This is a genomic window from Flavobacterium suaedae, from assembly GCF_014642915.1.
Taxonomy (GTDB): Bacteria; Bacteroidota; Bacteroidia; order Flavobacteriales; family Flavobacteriaceae; genus Flavobacterium; species Flavobacterium suaedae.
Map to the genome: position 1 here is coordinate 43,958 of NZ_BMJE01000009.1, position 24,501 is coordinate 68,458.

Consider the following 24,501-nt stretch of genomic DNA (forward strand, 5'->3'; position numbering starts at 1 on the left):
ATTAACGATTTTTTATTGTTAAAAATACTATGATATAAAAAAGTTCGTTTATGTATGCATAGTTTCCAATTAATTAAAAATACTAAACAATCATGAAAAACAAAATTAAGTTTATAGTTGCTTTTGTAGCTATAGGTCTACTTTTTACATTGACAAACTGTCAAAAAGATGATGATATTTCATCAACAGAAACTTCAGGTAAACATGTTAATGGTATTAAAATAACCAAAATCTCTTTTGAGGAGTTTAAAAATAATGCTGAAGCGTTTTCAGAATTTCAAAATGCAATTTCACAAAATAGATTAGCAAAATCTATGGTTAAAGATACAGTGGGTGGTTTTTATTATTACGGTAGTGAAGTAAGCCGTATAGAATATAATAAAAACATAACCTATACTTTTGAAATTTTTAATAGAAATGCCAAAAAAGACCATTATGAAAATTTAGTGATTTTTGAAGATGAAAATCAAAAAACAGAATCATATATTCTGGATTATCATTTTGATGCTACTGATTTAGATAACTTGTCTAGAGATAAGGAGATAGTAAATTTTTCAGATAAATTTTCTGTAAAGAATATAGGAGGACATGAAAGTGATTATTTATTTCGAGGAGAAGATGGAAATTGCTATGTAAAAACTTGGTATGATCCTGAAACTGGTCGTTATAGAGGAGATGAAGGAATATATTATATTGTAAGGGTTGAGTGTCCATCTTCTTTACAATATAGCGAGGGCGGTTCTAATGGAGGTGGCTCACCAGGAGGCGAATCGCCTTTTCCAATTAATATAAATATTTTAATTCCCGGTCCGGTTGATGGACCAATAACAGATCCCGGAGGAGTTGTTGGCGGAAATTACGATTATCCTGATCCAGTTGTAATCCGCCCTGTTGTAAATTTTAATTATAAGATATATAATGATTTAATGGTAGAAGAAAATGATATTTATATATGGTTATTTGATAATCTTGATTTAAAAGATAAGTTAGATGATTTTTTAAACTCTCAAGAAGTTTCATTTCAAGATAAACAAGATTTTGCAGATAAACTTATACATTTTGCTTATGAAGATTTAGACAAGAAAGAGCAGGCAATACAAATTCTAGACTTTTTAGAAGAAGAGGAATATTCAGAAGAGAGTATTGAAGCAGCAGAAAACATGATTTATTTATCTAATGTTTTAGATGTTAATGCAGTACAAGTATGGAATGACCGTTATAATTATGAAACCCGAATGTCTGAAGAGGAGTTACAAATATTTAATTCAATGTTACTAAACAGAAGAATGAATTATTTAATAGCAGCGTATAAAGCAGAAAATAAAGCAAGTGAATTGTTTCCTCCCACTGATGAAAACCCATGCAACAGTTATAATGGCAAAGGTGATGCTTTTAGACATGCTTTATGGAATGGAATTTCTTCTTTACTTATAGGAAGCAATTTAACAGAGCAACTGACAACAGCACATGAAAATAGACCGTCAGATCCAGACTATCTGTTTCCATATAAAGAAAAAGAAATGGATTTACATAATAATTGGCAGGGTAGAATTGTTGCTTCATACTCTGATTTGTTTAATATAACAGATGATGTATTACAGCGACATCAACAAGGGGACTTAAAATATTTATCAAATTTAAGTAGTTCTAATTGTAGAGCTACAATTTCTTCACAGTTATTACCCACTAACCAATAACAAAATATAAATTATGAAAAACAGTATTATATTACTCTTAATAGTAATAAGTTTTATTTCATGTACCAGTGATAAAGTTTGCCATAAGCACAAAATAAATGAGTTTAATAAAAAAATAACAGATACTCTATATCCTGTAAAAGAAGGAAGTTATGCAGTAAAGGTTATAAAAGTTAAAGGTTATGCTAATGACTCTATATATATTAATGGCTATAAGCTTTACTTTAAGCATAGTGTAGATACAGTACTGCAAGGGGGGGATTATTATGGTACACATCCTGCGGTATTTGAGTTCGATCCATATAAGGCAAAAGAGGGAGATTTAGAAATAGAGTTTTGTATTCTGTGATTTTTTATATAATATAAAATTAAGTTGCAATGAAATTTTTTATTTTTCACATATTAATCATTTCATCAAATTCTACATTTTCTCAAAATAAAGATGATGATCAGATATTAGTTAAAGAAATTTTAAATAAAATATGCTTAGTAGAAAATAATGGAGTTTTTATATCTCAAAAAGCTGATAATGAATATTTTTTAGATATTTATAAAGAAAATTTAAACGATAGTGTTTTACTTAAATCGTTTAAAAAAACTGATACAGTTACTTATATAAATAGAGAAGTTGTAAGAGAAATTTTCACACCTGCAAATTTTGAATATGTAAAAAAACAAACGGGAAAATATACTTGGAATAAAGATAAAATTAAACTACCTCCTAACTGTAATATCAGTTTTGAAGGAAAATATAAGAACAGATTATTTATTTCTAAACCTGTTTATACAAAAAATGATTATGCTCTTGTTTATTATACATACAAGAATATGATAGTACTATTGATTTTCAAAAGAGAAGGTGAAGAATGGTTAGAGTTAGAGTTTATTCCAATAGGAATGGTATAGGCTATATACTAATACTTTTTTACTAGATAAAAATATTGAGAATAAATAAAAAGTCACTCCATCAAGTGGCTTTTTATTGTTTTTAAATACGAACTAAAAATATTATGCGATTTACTTTACTACTAATATCATTCATTTGTTTACAAAGTTGTTGTCCTACAAGAGGCTTGAAAAGAAATAGTGATTATATAATAACTGAAATGGCTTTAGATAATTATTTTGAAAGAGACCAATATCGTTTATTAAAGAACCCTGATCAATCATCTGTTGATTGCTATTATGGAGGCTTCAATGCCGGAGATGTATTGTTGGACTATCGATTTACTTATAAAGGTACAGGTAGAGAAGAATGGAAAAAAGATGCGTTTACAGAAGGAGATATAAAAAATAAAATCGTAATTATTGATAACTTTAAAGAAGTACCAATAGTAAGAAATGCAAAAGAAGCAAAAGAGTATATGTCAATATCCAGACCTCTTTATTCCCCTGATGGTAAATATGCTGTTGTGGTGATTAACTCTTTTTATAATACAATAGGTGGTTCAGCTACAGGCTATGGGTATGTTTTCAAAAAAGAAAAAGGCAAATGGAAACTATATCTGGAATATGTACCATATGTTTCTTAGCAATAAAAAAGCCACTCATTTGAGAGGCTTTTTTATTATTTTTAAATTCTGACTAAAGAAATTATGAGAACTATTTTAATATTAGTATCATTAATGTGTTTACAAAGCTGTTGTTCTGTAAAACGAGGCTTAAAAGAAAATAGTGATTATAAGCTAATCACGATAGCATTAGAAAAATATTTTAAAAGAGAACAATATTGTATATTGAAAAAGCCTGATAACTCTATGACTGATTATTACTATGGAGGTTTTACAGCAAAAGATGTATTGTTAGATTATCGATTTACTTATAAAGGTACAGGTAGAGAAGAATGGAAAAAAGAAGCTTTTTTGGAAGGTGATATAAAAGATAAAGTTTTAATTATAGATGATTTTAGCAAAATACCTAAAGTAAATAGCGATAAGGAAGCAAAAGAATACATGTCAATATCAAGACCTATGTACTCTCAAGATGGAATATATGCAGTTATAGTAATCAATTCTTTTTTTAATATAGAACTTAGTCCGGTTACAGGTTATGGCTTTGTTTTTAAAAAAGAAAAAGGCAAATGGAAACTATATCTGGAATATGTACCATATGTTTCTTAGCAAGAAAAAAGCCACTCAAATTAGTGGCTTTTTTGTTATTTTTAAAACCTGACTAAAAAATATTATTAATGAAAAATTACTTAGCACTAATAATTCTAATTATAATACCTTCTTCATATTGCATAGCTCAGAATAGTAAAAATATTTTGCTTGAACGAGATCATGAGCAAATAATTGAAAGGTTAGAACTTATGAATTATCTTAATGATATTACAATGAAATTGAAGGCTACTTTAAAAAAAGACAACTCATCATTTAATTTTCCACACTATTATAGAGATAGCATTGTAGGGAATAATCCGATTTCAGTTTTAGATATTTCTTCTTATCTTGATTATAAAGAAAATGAAATTCCAGTTAGTATAAAAGGCTTCATAAATAGAGTTTACGAAAAGAATGCCTTCACTTTATTTAATATTATAAGGGGATATGGTTATCCGTCAACTTCAAGACTTAATAAGTTTGAAAAAATAGACCCATATAGAGCAACGTTTATAATAACTATGGCTTCGGATAAATGGAAGCAGATTTTATACCCTATCATCGAAGAACAAAATAGAGTGGGAAATATAACAGAGTTAGAATATACTTTTTGTAAAGTTGCTTTTAAAAACGGTATACTAAATGAAAAAGAATCTATAGCGACAGATAAGGTTTTAAATGCTCATGGCTATAGGGGCGTTAAAGTTGATTAAGATTTTGCGTGATAAATTTATTTCTTTATTTAACGACTTCGAGTTGCTTGGCAGATTTTACAATGTTTTCGGATATATTATTTAGCCATACCAATTGCTCGATTATTAATTGGGCTTCCTGCATTTTAGTCCGGAAGTTTTCTTCATCAACTAAATAGTTTTCTTGTAATTCTTTTGCTCTTATTTCTTTAAGTTCTGTAAATCGGGCTTTAAGTTCTTCTTTCTCTTCAGGGCTAATTTCTGTACTATCTGTATTTTCAAGCAGGTTAACCGCTAGCTCAAGGTTTCTTATAACGGCTTGCACTACTACATTAAAAGCTTTTGATGCTTTAGTAGTTTTATGCGACTGTGTATAAGTTCCTAAAGAAGCTAAAGAGGAAAGCAACGTGTGGTTAAGTACAGCAAGTTTGTATATCTGTGGTTGCTGTTTTTGTTTTCCTTTCGGCTCCTGCATCATTCGCTGGTAAGAGGCGGTAAGGTTACCCAGTTCTATAAAAGCATTTTTACGAGCTACTCTGTAGGATGTTGGTACAATACCTTTTTTATTATACAAGTCGGTAATCTCTTTTAAAAACGCTACATTAGCTTCAATAGATTTTTTTAGGAATACCCGTATTTGTATAAACTCCCAAGATGGGAAAAAGAAATGGTTTGCCCCAAAAGCTAAAGCAGCACCTATTGCAGTATCCAGCAGCCTGTATTTTATTACATGGATTATATCAGGGTTTAGCATACTGTATATAAATACCACAAATATGGTTACAAATGTGGCACCTATACGGTAGTTAATAGCTGTAAAGGTAAACCCCAGGAGCATTAAAATTATTGCCAGTACAGCTATTACTATTGGCTGATGCAAAACTGCCAGCACTCCAAACGCAATAACACAACCTGTTGCAGTACCTACTATACGCTGGTAAGAACGTTGTTTAGTGAGTCCGTAGCCGGGACGCATAATTACTATTACAGTAAGTAAAATCCAGTATACATTTTGTAGGGTAAAAATGTTACCTATTATAAAACCGAGCGCTATAGTTACAGTAAGCCTTAGCGATAGCCTGAAAATAGTAGAAGATAAACTAAGGTTTTCTTTTAGTATATGGAAGGGGTAATACTCAGGAGTAAGGAATTTCTCTACATCCCTGTCACGCCCCTGCATGTCTTTAAAACTCATATTTGTAGTAAAGGCACGCTCAATTACTTTTACTTTTTCGGTTTGTTTTTCAGCATAATGCAACATGTTTCTAAGTATAGAAATAGTTTCTGCTGCATTTTTATTATCTACAGTTTCTTCATACTCTTTAACAGCCTTTGCAAAAGCCTCTAAATCTTGTAATAACTTGTGTTTAGAAGTATATTTCTTCTTCTTGTTTAAACTCTTTGCTATCTTTTTTAAAGTAGAAGACAGGTTGTAAACTAAGGTTTGATAGTTAGCCAGTACTTTGGGGTGATCACTAAACTTTTCCTGTAAAGTATTATGGTCAAACGATGTTGAAAGTGCAAGTTCTAATACCTCTACCAGAGAGATAAACACCAAGAGCATTTTGCGGTTTTTGTTAGAGTTCCCCGCGTTAGACCTGTTTCTTAGTAATACTTCTCTCAGGTTCTCGTGTTTGGTATTTAGTTCTACCTGTAGGTATAGCTGTTTTTCAATAATTTTTTCTCTGTTGGCATCAATATCCCATAAATGCCCTCGTTGTTTAAGGTATTTACCGGTTAGTTTCAGGCAGTCTGCCATTTCCAGTTCGGTGTAACGATAAGGACGCAGGTAATTAAAAATAACGGAAACGAGAGTGTAAAATAAACCTCCGCCAAGTATTAGCCCGCAATATTGCAGTATATTATCGCTTGTTTGTACATGCCCTGTAGAAAGTGCTATTGCCAACAGTCCTGAGAATGATACCATAGTAGCCCTTTGCCCGTATACAGAAATCATGGAAAGGAAAAATACCATGAGTAACACTATAGGGTAAAATACAAACGGGTAGACTGTCGCGGTTGTTGCGTGTAGTATGTTTATTATAAGAGTGCAGGTGGTTACTATGCAGGTAGCTGCCAGCAAACCTTTTGCTCGGTGTTTCAGGCTACTGGGTATATCAGCAGGGTAGGTAAGTACAGCACCAATAGCTATAGCAAACCCTGTTCGGAATAAATCAAATTGTGCCAGAATAATAACAGGCAGCACTGCTGCAAGTGTCACAGTAAACGCTTTGTTAAAGTTAGTGCTGTCAGTAAACTGTTTTATTCTTTCTATCATTCCATGTCTAATTCTTTTACAAAGGTAGCAAATGAGGATGCCTTTATTTATACTACAAGGCAATTCTCACAAAAATTTAGCATTTAATGCATGGAATGATAAAATGCTAATTATATTTAATTTATTAATTTTGCGCACGCCTGAGTAAGCAGCTTTAATAAGTTGCAGTAGCAGCAATAATTTAAAAGAGAAAGAATGATATTACCGATTGTAGGATATGGAGATCCTGTTTTAAGAAAAAAAGGAGCGGATATAAGTAAAGATGACCCTAAGCTTAAGGAGATTGTTGAAAACATGTTTGATACCATGTACAATGCCTATGGGGTAGGGCTGGCAGCACCACAGGTTGGTCTTTCTCTACGTCTTTTTGTTGTAGATACGACACCTTTTAGTGAAGATGAAGATTTATCTAAAGATGAGCAGGAACAGCTTAATGGTTTTAAAAAAGCCTTTATAAACCCAACCATAGTTAAAGAAGAGGGAGACGAGTGGGCTTTTAATGAAGGCTGCCTTAGTATACCTGATGTACGTGAGGATGTTTTCCGTAAGGAGAAAATTACAATAGAATATTATGATGAGGACTTTAATAAGCATACTGATGTGTATGACGGATTAGTTGCCAGAGTAATACAGCATGAGTATGACCATATTGAAGGTATACTGTTTACAGATAAAATATCGTCACTAAAGAAACGTTTGATAAAAAAGAAACTTCAAAATATAATGGAAGGTAAAGTTAATGCTGATTATAAGATGAAATTTGTTGCCAAAAAAGGCAGATAATTTTTGTTTTTAAAATCAAACATTAGATATTTGTGACCTTTCAAAAAAATGATATATGAACATAGATAAAATATTAGCAATATCGGGTAAACCGGGATTATATGAATTAAAAATGCAAACGCGTACAGGGTTTGTAGCAGAGTCTTTAATTGACGGAAAGAAAGTAACTGTAGGTCTTAGAAACAACGTAAGCCTTCTTTCAGAAATCTCAGTATATACTTATGATGGTGAAAAGCGCCTTGCAGAAGTATTTGAAGCTATTGCAGAAAAAGAAGACTACGGTAAATCAATTTCTCATAAAGAAAGTAACGATACACTTGTAGACTACTTCCGTGAAGCATTACCTGACTTTGATGAAGACAGAGTTTATCCTTCTGACATTAAGAAAATCATAAGCTGGTATAATATGTTAGAAGCTAAAGGTTTAATAGTTAAGAGTGAGGCTGAAACTGAAGAAACTAAAGAAGAGGAAGCTGCAACGGAAGAAAAAGAAACTAAAACCGAAGAATAAAAAGATAATAACTTATTATTAATAATTATCCTGCTGTTGTATTAAGATAGCAGGATTTTTTATTTTTACACGAAACCAAATACACTACTATGAACACAAGACAGCAACAACTGGACGCTTTTAACCGACTTTTGGATATAATGGACGACCTTAGGGAAAAATGCCCCTGGGACAAAAAGCAAACGTTGCAAAGTCTTCGCCATCTTACTATTGAAGAAACCTACGAACTGGGTGATGCTATACTGGATGATAATCTTGAAGAGGTAAGGAAAGAGTTAGGTGACTTATTACTGCATATAGTATTTTATGCTAAAATAGGCAGTGAAACCAATGATTTTGATATTGCAGATGTAGCAAATGGTATTTGCGAGAAATTAATACACCGCCACCCACATATATATGGTGATGTTGAGGTAAAGGATGAAGAGGAAGTAAAACAAAACTGGGAGAAACTTAAACTTAAAGAGGGGAAAAAATCAGTGCTGGAGGGAGTGCCAAAAAGTTTACCTGCATTGGTAAAAGCCAGCCGTATACAGGATAAAGCAAAAGGTGTAGGGTTTGACTGGGAAGAACCGCAGCAAGTTTGGGAAAAGGTAGAGGAAGAACTGGGAGAACTCCAGGAGGAGGTTGCTAATGGCGATAGTAATGCAATAGAAGCCGAATTTGGGGATGTATTGTTCTCCATGATAAACTATGCCCGATTCTTAAAAATAAACCCTGAGGACGCTTTAGAGCGTACTAATAAAAAGTTTATTAAGCGTTTCCAGTATTTAGAAAGTAAAGCGGGTGAACTTAACAAACCATTATCGGAAATGACACTTGCCGAAATGGATTTTTTTTGGAACGAAGCCAAAAAACTGTAACCAAAAAGTTATTGGAAAGGGTAAATAGTATTAATAACTCCCCTTCCGCCTGTTTTGTTATTGGTATATTCTATAATTACTCTAAATGTCTCGTCATTATTCATTATCAAATCAAAGCCGGTAATACTAATATCATTTTCATTAAGTCCTAATCGATTATACATATTCACTATCTTGCCATCGGTATATAACGTATGGGTTCGCTCGCTTTCATTAAAAAGGCTGCCTGTGACTTTAGCTACAATTTGTTTTTTGTAGTAATAAACGGCTGAGTATTTATTTAAATTAGGTTCATAATGTTCTTCAAAAGTCAGGTTTCCGTTTTCATCATAATACTTCCATTTTCCAACCTTTATATTAGTTATGTAACTTCCCTCTGTTTTAAGCTGTCCGTTATCGTAATAAGCTAAATATGCACCTTCCTTATAACTATCTTCATAATAGATTATTTCTTTTTGGTTTCCATCTTCATGGTAATAAATTTCTTTTCCCTGCTTATAACCATAATTATTTCTGCTTATTACATGTTCTGTATTACTATTTTCAAAAAAGTAAGTCTCCGTACCTATTATGCGGTCATTACTATAGTTTGCTATATAAGCAGTATTGCCGTTGCGGTAGTATTCTTTAACAGTCCCGTTTTTTTGATTATTAGCATAGGTTACTTCAAGCTCTATTTTGCCATCGGGGTAGTAGCTATACCAAGTACCTGTTCTAATTGATTTTTTGATATTACCTTCTCTATACGCTTTAGACTCATAATCTACTACATCATAATGCTCCACGTTTTTTATATTTCCATTTGCATAATAATATTTATGTGCACCGGTTCTGTAATCTCCCTTTTTTTGTATGGAATCATACTCAAACATTCCTTCAAATTGCAGTTGCCCGTTTTTGTAATAACTTTGCCATAAGCCTATTTTACCACTACGCTTGTAATTACCTTTCTCGGCTATACTACCGTTTTTATAGCGTGCTGCGTAAAGCCCGTCTTTATGCCCTTTCTTCCATTTATAATGAATAATAGTATCGCCTAAGTATTCCGTAGTAGAATAGAGCCTGTAATCTACCATACTGTCTATTCTTTGTACGATACCAGCTTCATCATATTTTGTTTTTATAAAATCATCTGTTTCACCTTTTATAGTATGTACTTCTGTTTCTTCAGGATTACCATTTTCATAAAACTTCTTTTGCAGTATTATTTTTTTATCTTCAAGTTTTAAGTACCGCAAAACAGAACCATCAGGATAGAAGGTAGTATATTCTCCATTTCCGGTTTTAGGATCAAAGTGATTTACCCTTAGCTTTTTTCCATCCTTATAATATTCAAATTCGTCGGTAACAATATTGTCTTTATTATAAGTTACTTCCTTTCTTACATTATGGTTTTCCCAATACATAATGTGTTTTCCAGTCCCTTTCCCGTTTTTAAGCCTACCTTTTTCCTCAATATGCCCGTCGGCGAAATAAGAAACCAGTTTGCCGTGTAACTGTTTATTTTTATACTTTTTTTTTAGCTTAAGCTGTCCGTTTTCGTAATACTCTTTAAGTGTACCGTAATTATCGTCTCCATCTTTATATTCAGCGATTTTTAAGAGTTTCCCACTGCTATAGTAATACTTCCAAACACCATCCTTTTCATTATCCTTGTATTCGCCTTCTGCTTTCAGGTTTCCATTTTCATAATAGTACTTCCATTCTCCTGTTTTCTTTTTGTCAGTATAGTTGCCGGATTCTTTTATACTACCGTTATGGTAATACCGTTTTTCTTGCGCGGAAAAAGATAAAGTAATAAATAATGTAAGCAGGGTGATATAAAACTTCATTGGTAGGAATTAATGTTTACTAAATGCAACGCAATGTGCAAAAGGCTTGCCAAATGTATTGAGTGTAGTGTAGTATTAAAACAAAAAAGCCATCAAATTTTGATGGCTTTTTTGTTTATTCTTGGTCTTTGTTTTCCTCTTCCTGGCTTTCCGATTCTTTTGACTCTTCCGGCTCTTGGTTAAAGTTTCGGAGTTTTGTAAGCTTTTCTTTCCAGGTATTTAATTCTTCTTTATGGCGGTCTATATTTTTGTTTATTTCTTTTATGAATGGGTTATCTGCCTTTGCGTTAGAAATAAACTGCATATTGTTTTCCAGTTGAAGTATCTCGCTTTTTACCTCGTCAATTTTTCTCATAATGAAAACTTGTTCGTTTTCAAGTCTGCGAGAATCATCACTTTCGGCAAGGTGCTCTAAACGGTTATTAAACTTAACCATTTCCGTTTCTTTTCTCGAAAGGTTAAGCTGGTCAAACAATCCGTCCAGTACTTTATTAAATTTACCTTCTATATGCCTTCTGTTTTGTGGTACTCTGCCAATAGCTTTCCAGTTATTAATATGCTCCTTAATAGCATTAAGGTCTGTTTTATGGTCACCTGTAAGCTCAAAATCTTTTAAAGAATCAAGGTAGTCTTTTTTCTTTTCAAAAGCCTCTATACCATCTTTATTCATTTCATCTCTGTGAGCATGAAGTTTATCAAAATAATGGTTACACGCTGCTTTAAAGTCTTTCCAAAGCGAATCAGAGTACTTTCTCGGTACATGACCTATTTTTTTCCAATCCTCTTGAATTTGTTTCATTATAGGAGTGGTAGCAGCGTAGTCTTCACTATCCTTTAGTGATTGCGCTTGCTCTACCAATGCCTGCTTTTTATTAAGGTTTTCCTGTTGGCTTCTCTTTATTTCTTTATAGAAAGCATTTTTAGCACTATTAAAGTTTCTTACAGCTTCTTTAAAAGCAGCCCATGTTTCTTCATTAACTTCAAGAGGTACTTTGCCTGCATTGAAAAACTCATTGCGTAATGTTTCAATCTTTTTTATTTGGTTTTGCCAACCATTGTGACTGTTCACATCTTCGGCAGCTACAGCGTTTATTAGCGCTATAATTTCATTTTTCTTTTTAAGATTGTCTTCCTGGCGTTCTCTTAGCTTAGCATTATGAGCATCGCGCTTTTCATGCATTTGCTTGGTTAAATCACTAAATCGGTTCCATATTTCTTCACGGTGTTCGCGAGAAACAGGTCCTATCTCCTCCTTCCACATTTTGTGTAGTGACTGTAACTCACGGAAGGCTTTAATTATATCCTCTTCGTCAAGCAACTCTTCAACACGAGCAATTATTTTCTGCTTTTCTTCAAGGTTATGTTTGAAATCTACATCTCTGGCTTCACGATCCATATGCAGGTGGTCGTAAAAACGCTCCATGTGGAAATGGAAATTATTCCAAACATGGTTATACTTATCACGAGGAATTGGTCCTGCATTTTTCCAACGTTCACGAATGTCGCTTATGTGTTTTAAAGCTTCCTTCATGTTTTCGTCGCTGTCTACAAGGTTTTTAAGCTCCTCAATTAACGCCTCCCTGTTTTCAAGGTTGCTTTTTAAATCACTTTGCATTTTTTTAAAGTGATTATTCTTTTTATCCTTATACTGGTAGTATATATCGTCAAACTGTTTTTTTAACGGGAAGTTAAATTCAAAACCTTCTGTACTACCTTCGTTTTGTTCGCTGTATTCCTCTTTTTTCTCACTTAGAAGATCATGAAACTTAGAATAAAATTCCCTCTTAATATCTTCAACCTTATTTTTAACAGCCATTACTTTTTCTGCTGCTGTAGTTTTTTCCAGCTCAGCAGTAAGTTCTTCCATTGAAAGAGCTTCGTAATTTACTTCAGGAGAATCGTCAGATGAATCATCATCATCTTCATTTTCGTCTTCAGTATGTTCTTCTTCTTTATTTTTGAGAACAATTTCCTCAGGAGCAAAAGGCATTTGTCCTTCGGTTTCTTTTACATTAGTAATGTCCTCCCTATCTTCAGGAAGTTCACTATTGTCTACTAATTTATTACCGGGTATATATCCGTTTTCAAAGGTATCGCCGGCTCCGGTAATTTGCCCTCCATCTGCTTCTTGCAGGTTGTCATTCTTTTCTTCTAACATTGTGAGAAATGCTTAAGGTTTTTATAAATACTTTAATGCCGAAAGATAGTAAAGCCTGCTTAAAATTCAAAAAAAAAGATTAAATCCTGTTGGAATTGATATTTTTTTAATGTAAAGGCAATAAGTTTATTAAATTTCGCTGTTACTTATATTCTCTGTTCCATATGCTCCATGCTTTCTCTGCTTGGTAAACCAGCATATCATAACCATTTTTTATAACCGCCCCATTAGCTTTTGCAGCTTTTAAAAAAGCTGTTTCTTCCGGGTTGTAAACAAGGTCAAAAGCAATATGTTTTTTGGTAAATAAATTGTAGTTGAGTGGTGGTAATGCTTCTACATTGGGGTATGTTCCCAAAGGGGTAGTATTAATTATTATTTGGTATTCTTTAAATACCTGCTCATTAAGCTCGTTATAAGTGAATATATTGTCTTTCCCATTTCTGGAAACAAAGTTATACTCTATACTAAGTTTACGTAGTGCAAATGCCACAGCCTTTGAAGCCCCGCCTGTACCTAATATAAGTGCTTTTTTATGGTAGGGGTATAGTAAGGGTTTTAATGAGTGTTTAAACCCGTAATGGTCGGTATTATACCCTTTAAGTTTATTGTCATAAAAAGCAATAGTGTTTACAGCACCTATTTTCTTTGCTTTTTTTGATATGGAGTCGAGTAGAGGGATAACTTCTTCTTTATAGGGTATGGTTACATTAAGCCCTTTTAAGTTAGAAGTGTTGGCTATTATGTTTTTAAGTTCTTTAATATCGTCAATATCAAAATTTTGATAAGAGCAGTTTTCCAGTTTTTGTTTAGAAAACTTCTTCGCAAAATACTCAGCAGAAAAGGAGTATGATATATTTTTACCGATTAAACCAAAAACTTTTTTAGTGCTCAATTTCCTTGTATTACTGTTTTATAGTTAGTGTATATGGAATTTTTACTCTTACTCTTGCAGGCTTACCATCTACCTTACCGGCAACCCAGTTAGGCATTTTTGCCATAGCTTTTTTTATCTCGTCTTCAAGCACATCAATGTCACTATAAAGTGAAATGTCAGTATTCGTTTCTATATTAGTAATTCTTCCGTTCTTTTCTACCACAAACGAGATTATAACGCGTATTAAATTGGCTTTTTTTCTAATACTATTAGGAACCCATAGCTTTTTATGAAACAGTTTGTAAAACTCATTCATTCCTTCTTCATAATAAGGGTAAATATCAGCATCGTTAAACTCGTATATTTTATTAGGGTCTGCTTTTTCTTTTACAGGTGAAGTTTTAGGAACCGAATAGCGTTCAAATAAACCGTTTTGTGCAAAACTTACTGTAGAGTAAAGAGTTACTAGTAATAATAGAAATAATTTCATAGACTTATAAAAAAATACCCGACAAAGTTAACATTTCTGCTGACTTTGTCGGGTAAGGTTAAATTAAACTATAGTGAAGTTTATTTATTTCTATATTCGTTTATAACATCCTGCACAACTTTTAAGTTCCAAACCGTAGGGAAAAATTCTTCAAGTAATACATGGTTACGATAGTTATGTCTTAAAGCATTACTAAGGTGATATATTCCTTTTTCGTTTTCCATACGCATGAAATATAACCCTGCAAGGCGGTATTCTATTTCATACTCATCAGGGAAATACTCTAACGATTGTAATAAGGTTTGTATAGCAGTATCATCTTCACCTAAAAAGTGTAATGTATCTATCCAGAATAACCAAGTATCAAGCTGGTAGTCGCCATATTCTACCGCTTTACGGTAGCCTTCTTCTGCTTCCTCGTAATGTTTAAGCGTTTTATTGATTAAAGCATAACGTTTCCAGTACAGTTTATTCTCATTATCTATACCTATTGCTTTGTTTACATAATAAAGTGCTTTCTGGAAGTTTTTACGACGTACGTAAAAATCAGTTATAGCAATCCAGGCTTTATCCAGTAAAGGATCTTCGTGTACCGTTTTCAGGTAATACTTTAAAGCCTTTTCATGGTTGCCTAAACGCTCATAACACTTACCGACACGCAGTAGTGCAAAAGAGGTAGGATCATCTAAATCCATAGTAATGTTATAGCACCCAATTGCCTCCTCATATCTTTTTAGCCTTTCTAAAGTTTTAGCCTTTTCAAGAAATGCACCTAAAAAGCTATCATCAATAAGTGTGGCATAATCAAAAGCGCGTAGTGCTAATTCATACTCTTTAAGTGTATAGTGTTGCCTGCCCAGTTGGTGCCAAGCTACTTCGCTATACGGTTCTTTATCAATAAACTTGTTTAAAAATTCAACCGCTTCCTTGTTCTGGTCTAAAAAGTCAAAACAGTAAACTACATTATATAATGCAGAGTGGTCTTCAGTATCTTCTTCAAGACATTTAATAAAGCTGTCTTTAGCAAGCTCCAAGTTATCCATAAACAGGTATTCCATACCCATTAATGAATATACATCGGCATAGTCATCAGTATATTGTAAAGCTGTTTTTAACGATTCAACAGCTTTTTCATGCTGGTCGCGTTTCGATAAAATATTAGCTTTTTGTATATAGATTTCCTCATTTGTAGGCTCTATAGCATAAAGCTCATTTAAAAGTCTTTCTGCTATTTCAAGTTTATTGTCGAATACCAAAAGTTCTACCTGAACTAGTTTAAGACCTGTAGATTTAGGATGTTGTTCCTGTCCTAATTTAAGGGCTTTACGGGCAAGATTAATTTTTCCGGTATCAAGATAATGAAGAATAATATCTTCAAATTCTTCGGAGTCAAAGAAGAATACTTTGTTGGTTTTCAACATCGATTCGAACTTTGATAAGGATAAACTGTGGTTTTCTTCTTCGTGACTCAAATTCATACTCCTTCTTTTTTAAAATTCTCCTTCTTAAAGTTACTAAATGTTTTGCTTTTAAGGAATTTACTGCATATTGTTTTAAACAACTTATTAACAGCTTTTAGCTATATATATTAGTTTCTTTCTTTAAGAAGCTCATCCATAACTTCAATAATAATGCCACATCCTTCCTCGATTTCTTTTTCAGAAATAGTAAGCGGAGGGGTTATTCGTATAGCAGTACCTTCAAATAACAGCCAAAATAAAATCAAACCTTTTTTATGGCATCGTAATATAACTTCGTTAGTAATATCAGCGCTTTCAGTCATTGCAGCAAGCATTAATCCTTTACCGCGGACTTCCTTAATCAGTGGATGCACTAATAACTTTCTGAATAACTTTTCTTTTTCCAGCGCCTGCGCCATAATGGCAGTTTCTGTAATTTCCTGTAAAGTTGCCAAACAGGCAGCCGCAATAACAGGATGTCCGCCAAATGTAGTAATATGCCCCAGTTTCGGGTCATGGCTTAGTAAATCCATCATTTCAGCAGATGCTGTAAATGCACCTACAGGCATACCTCCGCCCATACCTTTACCAATTATAATTACGTCAGGAACAACATCATAGTTTTCAAAACCGAACAGTTTACCTGTACGACCAAAGCCGGGTTGTATCTCATCTAAAATCATTAGCGTACCGGTTTCATTACAGCGTTCTCTTATTTTTTTCAAGAAGTTGTTTTCAGGCTGTATAAAACCTGCACCTCCCTGAATAGTTTCCAGTACTATACCGGCTGTCTTTTCAGTAATTTTATTAATATCTTCCTCATTATTGAAAGTAATAAAATCAACATCAGGAATAAGGGGGCGAAATACTTGTTTGCGTTCTTCAAACCCCATTATACTCATAGAACCCATCGTGTTACCATGGTAAGCATTACGGCAAGACAGTAGCTGACTTCTGCCTGTAACCCTGCGTGCCAGCTTTATAGCACCCTCGGTTGCCTCTGTGCCGGAGTTGGTAAGGTAGGTTTTATTAAGTTGTGGTGGCAGGTGTTTTGCCAGTAGTTTACAAAATTCTGTAGCGGGATGTTGTGCATATTCGCCATATACCATTACATGGGTATATTTATCCAGCTGGTCTTTAATAGCTTGGTTAACTCTTGGGTTTTTATGCCCCAAACTTGTAGCCGAAACTCCTGCTACAAAATCAAGGTATGCTTTATTATCGGTATCATATATATATGAACCCTCGGCGTGTGAAACTTCAAGCCCCAAGGGGTGAGGCGAAGTTTGCGCCTGATATTTATAAAAATCTTTAATCATATGTATACTACTGTTGGGGAATAGAATAGTGGTTATAATAACATAACGAATAATCAGCCTTATTTATTTTCAGGCTTTTTATCACTGTTTTTCTCACTTTGTTCTTTGTCGTAATTAAGCGTTTCAGGAAGAACCTCCATAGGTTTGTCTTCCTTTTGTTTTTGCTTTTTACTTTGTTTCAGTATTTTTTCGTGCAGTTCTTTTTCTTCAGGAGGGAAAATGTCTTCTTTTGTTTTAATCCGCTCATCGCCCCGCCATACAAAATTCCTTAGCTTTCTTACGTTTTGAGGGAGTTCATCAGGAGGGTAGGATTTACTTTCTATTTTATTTATAGAACGAACGGAAACTATTTGATTATCCCGCAGCTTCATTTTTATTTGGCTGCTTACGCCTTTATCAATACCGATTAGTTCATCTTCATCATTATACATATAGTATATTTTCTCAGTATTTTTAACCATATCTACTTCATACAGCTCATTGTCTTTAAACTTACCGTAAAGGTTTTGTCCTTTTACTTGATTGTAGCCTGTGCCTAAGGTGTCTTTTTGTATTATAAACGCTTTGTTTAATACTTTTAAGGAATCAATTTGTTCTGTTTCAGGATTCGATATAAGGTGGATAACCTCTCCTGTCATTTGGTTTACACCATTCCATACTACAGGTTTGCCAATTAACTGTGTAAGTCCTGTAACTTCTTCAGAATGTATAGAGTCACATTTTCCACTCATATCCGTTTTATAGAAACGAGCATTATTATAACCTCTTATTACTCTTTCTCCTTCTTTACCCGTAATAACTATTCGCTTAGCATGGGTGTAAAGCGAATCGGTTTCAACCAGTGTGACAGCAACGGCATGCTTGGTTATAAACAGGGAATCTTTATTTCTGTATACCTCGGCATAGTGCCCGCGTACATTAAATTTATTTACAGTATCGGTTACTTTTACATTATTAGTAGCCGATGAAAACTCTCTTTTCCGGTCATAGTAAATACTATCTCCTTCTATAAGCTGCGTGTCATATTTTATATAGGAATTAGTGAGGAGTTTTGCAAAATTTAGCTTGGTATCATAGAAACCTTTCTCGGTATAGATAAGGTTCTCATCGCTTGTTATAGTAGTAGGGCCAAATACATAAGCATGTCCTGAATTGGTGTAATAATCTAAATGGTTAGACTTCATTACATACTCAGGGTTTGTTAGGGTAACAGCGGTTAAAAACTGATATTTTTGCTGATTTATATAATAACGCCCCGACCGACTTTTTAGGGTGTTATCCTCATTAACTATAGTGCCGTATGAGTTATAGTATGCCTCCTGTTTTCTCCGGTCAAAATAAATAGTGTCAGTTGTAAGCCTCATATCAGGAGAGCGCATTACTACATTTCCACTGGCAAAAGCTAAGTTTTCATTTCCGTTATATTCTGCATAACGGCTATCCATAAATATAGTATCCCCCTGATTTATTTTTACGTCACCAAATGCTTTTACATAGTTTTCATCAGGATACTGGTAGGCTTTATTACAAAACATTTTTACACCGTCGTGTACTATTTTTACATGCCCTGTAAAAACAATAGCCCCCGGTATTTCGGTTTGGTTACGGTCTGTAAAGTCAGCGTTTTCTATAATAACAGTCTTCTTTTCCTGTGCCTTAAGCATAGCAGGCATCAGTATAAAGCAACTTATAAGGAAGAAAAAAAGTTTTTTCAAAAGAGTTTAAATTTTAATGCAAATTTAGGTAAAATACATTAGAATATATTGTAGCTGTACAAGCATATAATTTAAACTTAAAATTTAGGCTTATAGTATTTATGGGGTAATAAAAAAAGCCGCTATTAAGCGGCTTTTTTTATATTATTTTATTATTGTTTGTTTTCTGTCAGGACCAACTGATATAACTTTAATTGGTACTTCCAGTTCTTTTTCAATAAACTCAATATATTCTTTAAATTCAATAGGAAGCTCGTCAAAACTGGTCATTTCTGTTAAGTCGGCTTTCCAGCCTTTTTTCTCAACATATACCGGAGTAACGTTTTCAGGCTCTATGTTATACGGTAGGTGATCTATCTTTTCACCTTTATACTCATAAGCGGTACATACTTTTAGTGTTTCAAATCCTGAAAGTACATCACCTTTCATCATGTATAGTTGTGTAACACCATTTACCTGTACTGCATATTTTAATGCAACAAGGTCCAGCCATCCGCAACGTCTTGCACGCCCTGTAACAGCACCAAACTCATTACCTACTTTAGCCATAGTAGCACCTACTTCATCAAAAAGTTCAGTAGGGAAGGGGCCACTACCCACACGAGTAGTATAGGCTTTAAAAATACCGAATACATCTTTTACTTTGTTAGGTGCTATACCTAAGCCCGTACAAGCTCCGGCAGCAGTAGTAGTAGATGAAGTTACAAATGGGTATGTACCAAAATCAATATCAAGCAAAGAGCCCTGAGCACCTTCTGCAAGTATTGATTTTCCGTTTTTCATTGCATTGTTCAGGTATTCTTCACTATCAATAAATGTAAGCTCTTTTAAAGCTTTAACAGCAGTAAAGAATTCATCTTCAAGCTCTTTTAAGTTGTATTGTAGGTCTACATCATAAAAACTAATCATAGCTTGGTGCTTATCTGCTAAAGCTCTGTAACGTGCTTCAAAATCAGCTAATTCAATATCACCTACACGAATACCGTTTCTGCCGGTTTTATCCATATATGTAGGACCAATACCTTTAAGGGTAGAGCCTATTTTAGCTTTACCTTTAGAAGCTTCTGATGCAGCATCTAAAAGACGGTGTGTAGGTAAAATAAGGTGTGCTTTTCTCGAAATTAAAAGTCTTGACTTAATATCAATATTAAATTTTCCAAGCCCTTCCAGTTCTTTTTGGAATACAACAGGATCCATAACTACCCCGTTACCGATAATGTTTATTGAATTTTCATGAAATATACCGGATGGTATAGTGCGAAGTACATGTTTAATACCGTCAAATTCTAAAGTGTGACCTGCATTAGGTCCACCCTGAAAACGGGCAATTATATCATATTTAGAGGTAAGTACATCTACAATTTTACCCTTACCTTCATCACCCCATTGCAATCCAAGCAGCAAATCTACTGTCATTAGTTTATGTTGTTTTGTTTATATGTAGTTGTTGTTTAGTTCTTATTCAAAACAAAAACCAATCCTTTTCAGGGTTGGTTTGCTGTTATTTTATAAGTCAGCTTAAAGATTTAATTTTCCTCTTCTGCTGTTTCTTTCTTTTTACTTCCGTATAAGTATAAAGAGTGATTGTGTATTTCTATACCAAAAATTTCTTCTATTGTTTTTTTAATAGATTGTATTCTTGGGTCACAAAACTCTATAACCTCTCCGGTATCAGTCATTATAATATGGTCGTGCTGTTTGTCAAAATAAGACTTTTCGTAATGTGCCTGGTTTTGCCCAAACTGGTGTTTACGAACTAAACCGCATTCCAATAACAATTCTATAGTATTATATAGTGTTGCACGACTAACACGGTAGTTTTTATTTTTCATTTTTATATACAGCGACTCAATATCAAAATGTTCTTCGCTATTATATATTTCCTGGAGTATGGCGTAGCGTTCAGGTGTTTTCCTGTGTCCCTTATCCTCCAGAAATTTTGTGAAGACATTTTTTACAATCTCCTGGTTTTTATCGTTATCCATTATCATAAATATGAAAACACAAAGATATATTAATTTTTGTGAAGTTAAAGACCGTTTTTATAAACCCTTACTTTTTATGCATTTGCAATTCGGGTAACCTTATCAATACCATCAATTTTTTTGATGTTTTCAATAAGTTTTTTCAGTATAGTATTGTTTTTTACCACAACAGTTAAATGCCCGTTGAATACCCCGGCATTACTGCTAAGCGAAATACTTTGAATGTTAACCGTCATGTTGTTAGATACAATTTTGGTAAGCTCGTTAGTAAGCCCCAGTGTATCCATACCTGTAATTTTAAGGGTAGCTTTAAACTCTTCCTGAGAGGAATCTATCCATTTGGCAGGGAGTATTCTATATGCGTAATTTGACTGTAACCTTATAGCATTAGGGCAGTCTTTTTTATGCACTTTTATACCCTCGTTTATGGTAATAAAGCCAAAAACTTTATCTCCCGGTATAGGGTTACAACAGTTTGCCAGTTTGTAGTCCAGTTTATCTTCATCTTTACCAAATACAAGCTGGTCGTAATTACGGCTGATTTCTTCTCTTTCAATTTGCTCCTGTGGTACAGAAGGCGAACGTTTAATTTTATTTTTAAAGAAGTTAACCAGCGTATTGTTTTTCTTAGCGGCGTAGTCCTTTAGCTGTTGGTTGTCAATAGTACCAACACCAACACGATAGAATAAATCTAAACTGGTTTTTAGCTTAAAGTAATTAACCAGTTCATTAACCACATTTTCATTTAAAGTAATTTTCAAGTGGCGTAGTTTTCTTGTTAACAACTCTTTACCGTCAGAAGCAATACGTTTAGTATCTTCATTCAGTACATTTTTAATTTTGTTTCGGGCGCGTGAGGTAGTTACATAATCTAACCAATGCGGGTTAGGTTTTTGGTTTTGCGATGTAATAACTTCTACCTGATCACCACTATTTAAAACATAGTTTAACGGTACCAGTTTACCATTTACTTTTGTACCTCTGGTATGCGTACCTACCTCTGAGTGTATACTAAAAGCAAAATCCAGAGAGGTAGCTCCTTTCGGCAGCGATTTTATTTCACCTTTTGGAGTAAATACATAAATTTCTTTAGAGTATAGATTTAGTTTGAAATCCTCTACAAAGTCTACTGCGTTGCCGGATGTAGTTTCCAGTGCTTCTTTCAGTAAGTTTAACCAAGTTTCCAGTCCATGCTCTTCTGTAACGCTGCCTTGTTTGTATTTATAGTGCGCTGCATAACCTTTTTCGGCTATTTCGTCCATACGCTCACTGCGTATTTGTATCTCTACCCAACGTCCTTTGGGTCCCATTACGGTAATATGCAGTGCCTCATACCCTGTAGACTTTGGCGAAGAAATCCAATCCCTCAGTCGGCTTGGGCTTGGGCGGTAGTGGTCAGTTACAATAGAGTATATTTTCCAGGCAAGAAATTTCTCTTCGCTTGGTTTTGCTTTATAAATTATGCGCAGGGCAAACTTATCGTACACTTCTTCAAAGCTAATACCCTGATTAAGCATTTTACGACGAATAGAGTAAATAGATTTAGGACGCCCTTTAATGGTATATTCAATGCCTTCGGTATCTAAAGATTCTGAAAGTATTTCGGATATATGTGCTATGTAGGCATCCTGCTCTTCCTTACTTTCTTTTATTTTACCTAAAATCTTGTTGTAAACACCGGGTTCTGTATATTTTAAACCTAAATCTTCAAGTTGATTTTTAATGTTGTATAGCCCTAGCCGGTGCGCTAAAGGGGCATATATGTACAGTGTTTCAGAAGCTATTTTGGCTTGCTTATAGTCTACCATAGAATCCATGGTCTGCATATTATGTAGTCTGTCAGCAATTTTAATGAGTATTACCCTTACATCGTCATTAAGAGTAAGCAGCATTTTACGGAAATTCTCTGCCTGTAACGATATTTCCTGATCGGTTTTTACCTTGGCTATTTTGGTTAACCCGTCTACAATTGTAGCAATTTTAGGATTAAACATTTTTTCAATTTCTTCTACCGTAATTTCAGTGTCTTCTACCACATCATGCAGTAAAGCACTGGCAATAGAGGTAGCACCTAAACCTATTTCGGCAGCTACAATTTTTGCTACAGCAATAGGGTGGAAGATATAAGCCTCTCCCGATTTTCTCCTTTGGTCTTTATGTGCTTCTACAGCAACATCAAAAGCTTTGCGTATAAGTTTTTTATCATCGTCGCTAAGTGTTTGATAACTGATGCGTAAAAGTTCTTTATACTCTTTTGCAATTGCTTTGTTTTCCTGCTCTATATCTATCTCTGTCATATACGGTATTCAATATAGATTAAAATTAGTGAAAAGTTTTTTCAGTAACAATAACGCATTACTGTTTGTTTAAGGAATAGCGGTAATTTTTTAAGAATATTTTTGTAACAGTACTTTATCTGTTCCTTTTTTTATTGCAGAACGATAAAACCACTCCGCAAAAGGTTTTATAACTTTAAAAAAAGGCGATGCGGGATGTGTGTCGCCCCACCTGTATAATAGTGCAGCGTGAAATGGATTTTTAGGGATTTGATTTTTAGAAAAGGTTTTGCCATCTCTTACTAAACCAAATAGTACCTTTATAAAATTTTCAAAGTCGGGTTGCCCTTTTATCAATCGTACTCTGAAAATTATTTCTTCATCACTATCATTAAAAAAACGATGAATATGGTGCGGCGGAACTAAAAAATGTTCTCCGGGTTTTAAGTAGAGTTTCTTTTTATTGTAAACCACCCCGAGGTTACCTTTTACAGCATGGAACTCTTCGCTAAAGCGGGTATGATAATGTAGAGGGTTTCCTCCGCCGGGTTTTAAACTTACTTCAAGAAAACTGTATTCTCCGTTAGTTTCATCAGAGGTTTTTAAAATACTGGCATATTCACCATTAATAGGGTTGTAATATGTTTTAGTTTTCTTCAAAACCGCGCTGCCTTTTCGCTTCAAAAATAAGTATGGCTGCTGCTACCGATACATTCATGGAGTCTATTTCACCCTGCATGGGGATTATAATATTTTGCTTGGCGGCATCACGCCATTCCTGTGTTAGCCCTGTTGCTTCTGTTCCTACAACTAAAGCGGTAGGGGTGGTGTAGTCTTGTGTGTGGTAATACGTCGAGTTTTGCAATGTAGCACAATACATATTTATCCCTTTTGTTTTTAGGTAGGCTATCACTTCATCAGTAGTGCCTGTGGCGATGTTATTAGTAAACAAACACCCAACACTGGAGCGGATTATATTCGGGTTATACATATCGCTCTTTGGGTTAGCGATAATAACAGCATCAACATTGGCAGCATCGGCAGTGCGGAGCATAGCGCCAATATTACCCGGTTTTTCAGGGGCTTCGGCCACTAAAATTAAAGGATTTTCATTCAGCGATAAATTTTCTAATGAAAGTTCTTTAGTTTCAGCTATGGCAATTACTCCCTCAGTAGTATCTCTGTATGCCAGTTTTTTATATACTTCTCTGCTTATTTCAATACGTTCCGCATTATACCCTGAAAGTTTTGTTGCTTCCTCTTCAGTAAGCATATCCTCTACAAAAAGTATGGTTTTTATGGTGTAACCGCCTTTTAAGGCAAGCATAATTTCACGTTGCCCTTCAATAATAAAAGTGCCTGTTTTTTTACGCTCTCTGCTTTTTTCCTGTAGCTGAACAAGTGATTTTATATAGGGGTTTTGTATACTGGTTATTTGTTTCATTACGCTATTTAAATTGCCTTCA

22 protein-coding genes are annotated in these 24,501 nt (G+C 34.0%); 9 read left to right on the forward strand and 13 right to left on the reverse strand.

The window, feature by feature from the left end:
• Positions 1–92 precede the first annotated feature (92 nt).
• The 6 genes from IEW45_RS14190 (at position 93) to IEW45_RS14215 (ending at position 4,512) form a co-directional block, all read left to right on the forward strand.
• Positions 93–1,697, forward strand: a complete 1,605-nt coding sequence (locus IEW45_RS14190) for a DUF6973 domain-containing protein (protein ID WP_188621932.1) — start codon at positions 93–95, stop codon at positions 1,695–1,697.
• A gap of 13 nt (positions 1,698–1,710) precedes the next feature.
• Positions 1,711–2,046, forward strand: coding sequence for a hypothetical protein (locus IEW45_RS14195; RefSeq protein WP_188621933.1), 336 nt, complete (start codon positions 1,711–1,713; stop codon positions 2,044–2,046).
• A 29-nt stretch (positions 2,047–2,075) separates the two neighbouring features.
• Positions 2,076–2,603: a hypothetical protein gene (locus IEW45_RS14200; protein WP_188621934.1), complete on the forward strand. Its 528-nt coding sequence runs from the start codon at positions 2,076–2,078 to the stop codon at positions 2,601–2,603.
• Between the two features lie 200 nt (positions 2,604–2,803).
• On the forward strand, positions 2,804–3,229 hold the full coding sequence (locus IEW45_RS14205) for a hypothetical protein (RefSeq protein ID WP_188621935.1): 426 nt from the start codon (positions 2,804–2,806) through the stop codon (positions 3,227–3,229).
• A 63-nt stretch (positions 3,230–3,292) separates the two neighbouring features.
• Entirely contained in the window at positions 3,293–3,817 is a 525-nt protein-coding gene (locus IEW45_RS14210) for a hypothetical protein (protein ID WP_188621936.1), read from the forward strand.
• 68 nt (positions 3,818–3,885) lie between these two features.
• Complete coding sequence (locus IEW45_RS14215) at positions 3,886–4,512, forward strand: hypothetical protein (RefSeq protein WP_188621937.1); 627 nt, start codon at positions 3,886–3,888, stop codon at positions 4,510–4,512.
• Between the two features lie 25 nt (positions 4,513–4,537).
• Here the strand turns inward: IEW45_RS14215 and IEW45_RS14220 are convergent, their stop codons facing one another.
• Positions 4,538–6,769, reverse strand: a complete 2,232-nt coding sequence (locus IEW45_RS14220) for an FUSC family protein (protein WP_188621938.1) — start codon at positions 6,767–6,769, stop codon at positions 4,538–4,540.
• Between the two features lie 195 nt (positions 6,770–6,964).
• Here IEW45_RS14220 and def point away from each other — a divergent pair, with 195 nt between their 5' ends.
• From def to mazG, 3 genes are all read left to right on the forward strand, one after another.
• A complete protein-coding gene (def, locus tag IEW45_RS14225) occupies positions 6,965–7,552 on the forward strand; it encodes a peptide deformylase (protein ID WP_188621939.1) in 588 nt (195 codons plus the stop codon).
• Positions 7,553–7,607: 55 nt separating this feature from the next.
• Complete coding sequence (locus IEW45_RS14230) at positions 7,608–8,063, forward strand: DUF5606 family protein (protein ID WP_188621940.1); 456 nt, start codon at positions 7,608–7,610, stop codon at positions 8,061–8,063.
• A gap of 89 nt (positions 8,064–8,152) precedes the next feature.
• Complete coding sequence (gene mazG / locus IEW45_RS14235) at positions 8,153–8,926, forward strand: nucleoside triphosphate pyrophosphohydrolase (RefSeq protein ID WP_188621941.1); 774 nt, start codon at positions 8,153–8,155, stop codon at positions 8,924–8,926.
• A gap of 8 nt (positions 8,927–8,934) precedes the next feature.
• On the opposite strand, the gene IEW45_RS14240 is transcribed toward mazG, so the two are convergent.
• The 12 genes from IEW45_RS14240 to IEW45_RS14295 all read right to left on the reverse strand — a co-directional run bounded on the left by IEW45_RS14240 (position 8,935) and on the right by IEW45_RS14295 (position 24,479).
• Positions 8,935–10,758: a toxin-antitoxin system YwqK family antitoxin gene (locus IEW45_RS14240; protein ID WP_188621942.1), complete on the reverse strand. Its 1,824-nt coding sequence runs from the start codon at positions 10,756–10,758 to the stop codon at positions 8,935–8,937.
• 115 nt (positions 10,759–10,873) lie between these two features.
• Positions 10,874–12,916 (reverse strand): DUF349 domain-containing protein, encoded by a 2,043-nt coding sequence (locus IEW45_RS14245; RefSeq protein ID WP_188621943.1) that lies wholly within the window; start codon positions 12,914–12,916, stop codon positions 10,874–10,876.
• 142 nt (positions 12,917–13,058) lie between these two features.
• A complete protein-coding gene (locus IEW45_RS14250) occupies positions 13,059–13,808 on the reverse strand; it encodes a shikimate dehydrogenase family protein (RefSeq protein ID WP_188621944.1) in 750 nt (249 codons plus the stop codon).
• 10 nt (positions 13,809–13,818) lie between these two features.
• Positions 13,819–14,280 (reverse strand): energy transducer TonB, encoded by a 462-nt coding sequence (locus IEW45_RS14255; RefSeq protein WP_188621945.1) that lies wholly within the window; start codon positions 14,278–14,280, stop codon positions 13,819–13,821.
• A gap of 80 nt (positions 14,281–14,360) precedes the next feature.
• On the reverse strand, positions 14,361–15,758 hold the full coding sequence (locus tag IEW45_RS14260; RefSeq protein ID WP_188621946.1) for a tetratricopeptide repeat protein: 1,398 nt from the start codon (positions 15,756–15,758) through the stop codon (positions 14,361–14,363).
• Positions 15,759–15,868: 110 nt separating this feature from the next.
• Complete coding sequence (locus IEW45_RS14265) at positions 15,869–17,059, reverse strand: aspartate aminotransferase family protein (protein WP_188621947.1); 1,191 nt, start codon at positions 17,057–17,059, stop codon at positions 15,869–15,871.
• Between the two features lie 59 nt (positions 17,060–17,118).
• The gene (locus tag IEW45_RS14270) at positions 17,119–18,774 is read right to left on the reverse strand and encodes an OstA-like protein (protein ID WP_308421063.1); all 1,656 of its coding nucleotides are present in this window, start codon (positions 18,772–18,774) and stop codon (positions 17,119–17,121) included.
• A 144-nt stretch (positions 18,775–18,918) separates the two neighbouring features.
• Complete coding sequence (locus IEW45_RS14275) at positions 18,919–20,190, reverse strand: adenylosuccinate synthase (RefSeq protein WP_188621948.1); 1,272 nt, start codon at positions 20,188–20,190, stop codon at positions 18,919–18,921.
• A 110-nt stretch (positions 20,191–20,300) separates the two neighbouring features.
• On the reverse strand, positions 20,301–20,759 hold the full coding sequence (locus IEW45_RS14280; protein WP_188621949.1) for a Fur family transcriptional regulator: 459 nt from the start codon (positions 20,757–20,759) through the stop codon (positions 20,301–20,303).
• A gap of 74 nt (positions 20,760–20,833) precedes the next feature.
• Positions 20,834–23,056 (reverse strand): RelA/SpoT family protein, encoded by a 2,223-nt coding sequence (locus IEW45_RS14285; RefSeq protein WP_188621950.1) that lies wholly within the window; start codon positions 23,054–23,056, stop codon positions 20,834–20,836.
• Between the two features lie 90 nt (positions 23,057–23,146).
• The gene (locus tag IEW45_RS14290) at positions 23,147–23,695 is read right to left on the reverse strand and encodes a cupin domain-containing protein (protein WP_229665962.1); all 549 of its coding nucleotides are present in this window, start codon (positions 23,693–23,695) and stop codon (positions 23,147–23,149) included.
• Positions 23,682–24,479, reverse strand: a complete 798-nt coding sequence (locus IEW45_RS14295) for a TrmH family RNA methyltransferase (RefSeq protein ID WP_188621952.1) — start codon at positions 24,477–24,479, stop codon at positions 23,682–23,684. The genes IEW45_RS14290 and IEW45_RS14295 overlap by 14 nt, the downstream gene beginning before the upstream one ends.
• Positions 24,480–24,501 lie beyond the last annotated feature (22 nt).

Excerpts from the sequence above, each read along its gene's own strand:
- IEW45_RS14245 (WP_188621943.1), bottom strand. The coding sequence starts at position 12,916 with ATGTTAGAAGAAAAGAATGACAACCTGCAAGAAGCAGATGGAGGGCAA.
- IEW45_RS14205 (WP_188621935.1), top strand. The coding sequence starts at position 2,804 with ATGGCTTTAGATAATTATTTTGAAAGAGACCAATATCGTTTATTAAAG.
- def (WP_188621939.1), top strand. The coding sequence starts at position 6,965 with ATGATATTACCGATTGTAGGATATGGAGATCCTGTTTTAAGAAAAAAA.
- IEW45_RS14295 (WP_188621952.1), bottom strand. The coding sequence starts at position 24,479 with ATGAAACAAATAACCAGTATACAAAACCCCTATATAAAATCACTTGTT.
- IEW45_RS14220 (WP_188621938.1), bottom strand. The coding sequence starts at position 6,769 with ATGATAGAAAGAATAAAACAGTTTACTGACAGCACTAACTTTAACAAA.
- IEW45_RS14255 (WP_188621945.1), bottom strand. The coding sequence starts at position 14,280 with ATGAAATTATTTCTATTATTACTAGTAACTCTTTACTCTACAGTAAGT.
- IEW45_RS14275 (WP_188621948.1), bottom strand. The coding sequence starts at position 20,190 with ATGACAGTAGATTTGCTGCTTGGATTGCAATGGGGTGATGAAGGTAAG.
- IEW45_RS14230 (WP_188621940.1), top strand. The coding sequence starts at position 7,608 with ATGAACATAGATAAAATATTAGCAATATCGGGTAAACCGGGATTATAT.
- IEW45_RS14200 (WP_188621934.1), top strand. The coding sequence starts at position 2,076 with ATGAAATTTTTTATTTTTCACATATTAATCATTTCATCAAATTCTACA.
- IEW45_RS14285 (WP_188621950.1), bottom strand. The coding sequence starts at position 23,056 with ATGACAGAGATAGATATAGAGCAGGAAAACAAAGCAATTGCAAAAGAG.
- IEW45_RS14265 (WP_188621947.1), bottom strand. The coding sequence starts at position 17,059 with ATGATTAAAGATTTTTATAAATATCAGGCGCAAACTTCGCCTCACCCC.
- IEW45_RS14240 (WP_188621942.1), bottom strand. The coding sequence starts at position 10,758 with ATGAAGTTTTATATCACCCTGCTTACATTATTTATTACTTTATCTTTT.
- IEW45_RS14280 (WP_188621949.1), bottom strand. The coding sequence starts at position 20,759 with ATGGATAACGATAAAAACCAGGAGATTGTAAAAAATGTCTTCACAAAA.
- IEW45_RS14210 (WP_188621936.1), top strand. The coding sequence starts at position 3,293 with ATGAGAACTATTTTAATATTAGTATCATTAATGTGTTTACAAAGCTGT.
- mazG (WP_188621941.1), top strand. The coding sequence starts at position 8,153 with ATGAACACAAGACAGCAACAACTGGACGCTTTTAACCGACTTTTGGAT.
- IEW45_RS14190 (WP_188621932.1), top strand. The coding sequence starts at position 93 with ATGAAAAACAAAATTAAGTTTATAGTTGCTTTTGTAGCTATAGGTCTA.
- IEW45_RS14215 (WP_188621937.1), top strand. The coding sequence starts at position 3,886 with ATGAAAAATTACTTAGCACTAATAATTCTAATTATAATACCTTCTTCA.
- IEW45_RS14195 (WP_188621933.1), top strand. The coding sequence starts at position 1,711 with ATGAAAAACAGTATTATATTACTCTTAATAGTAATAAGTTTTATTTCA.
- IEW45_RS14260 (WP_188621946.1), bottom strand. The coding sequence starts at position 15,758 with ATGAATTTGAGTCACGAAGAAGAAAACCACAGTTTATCCTTATCAAAG.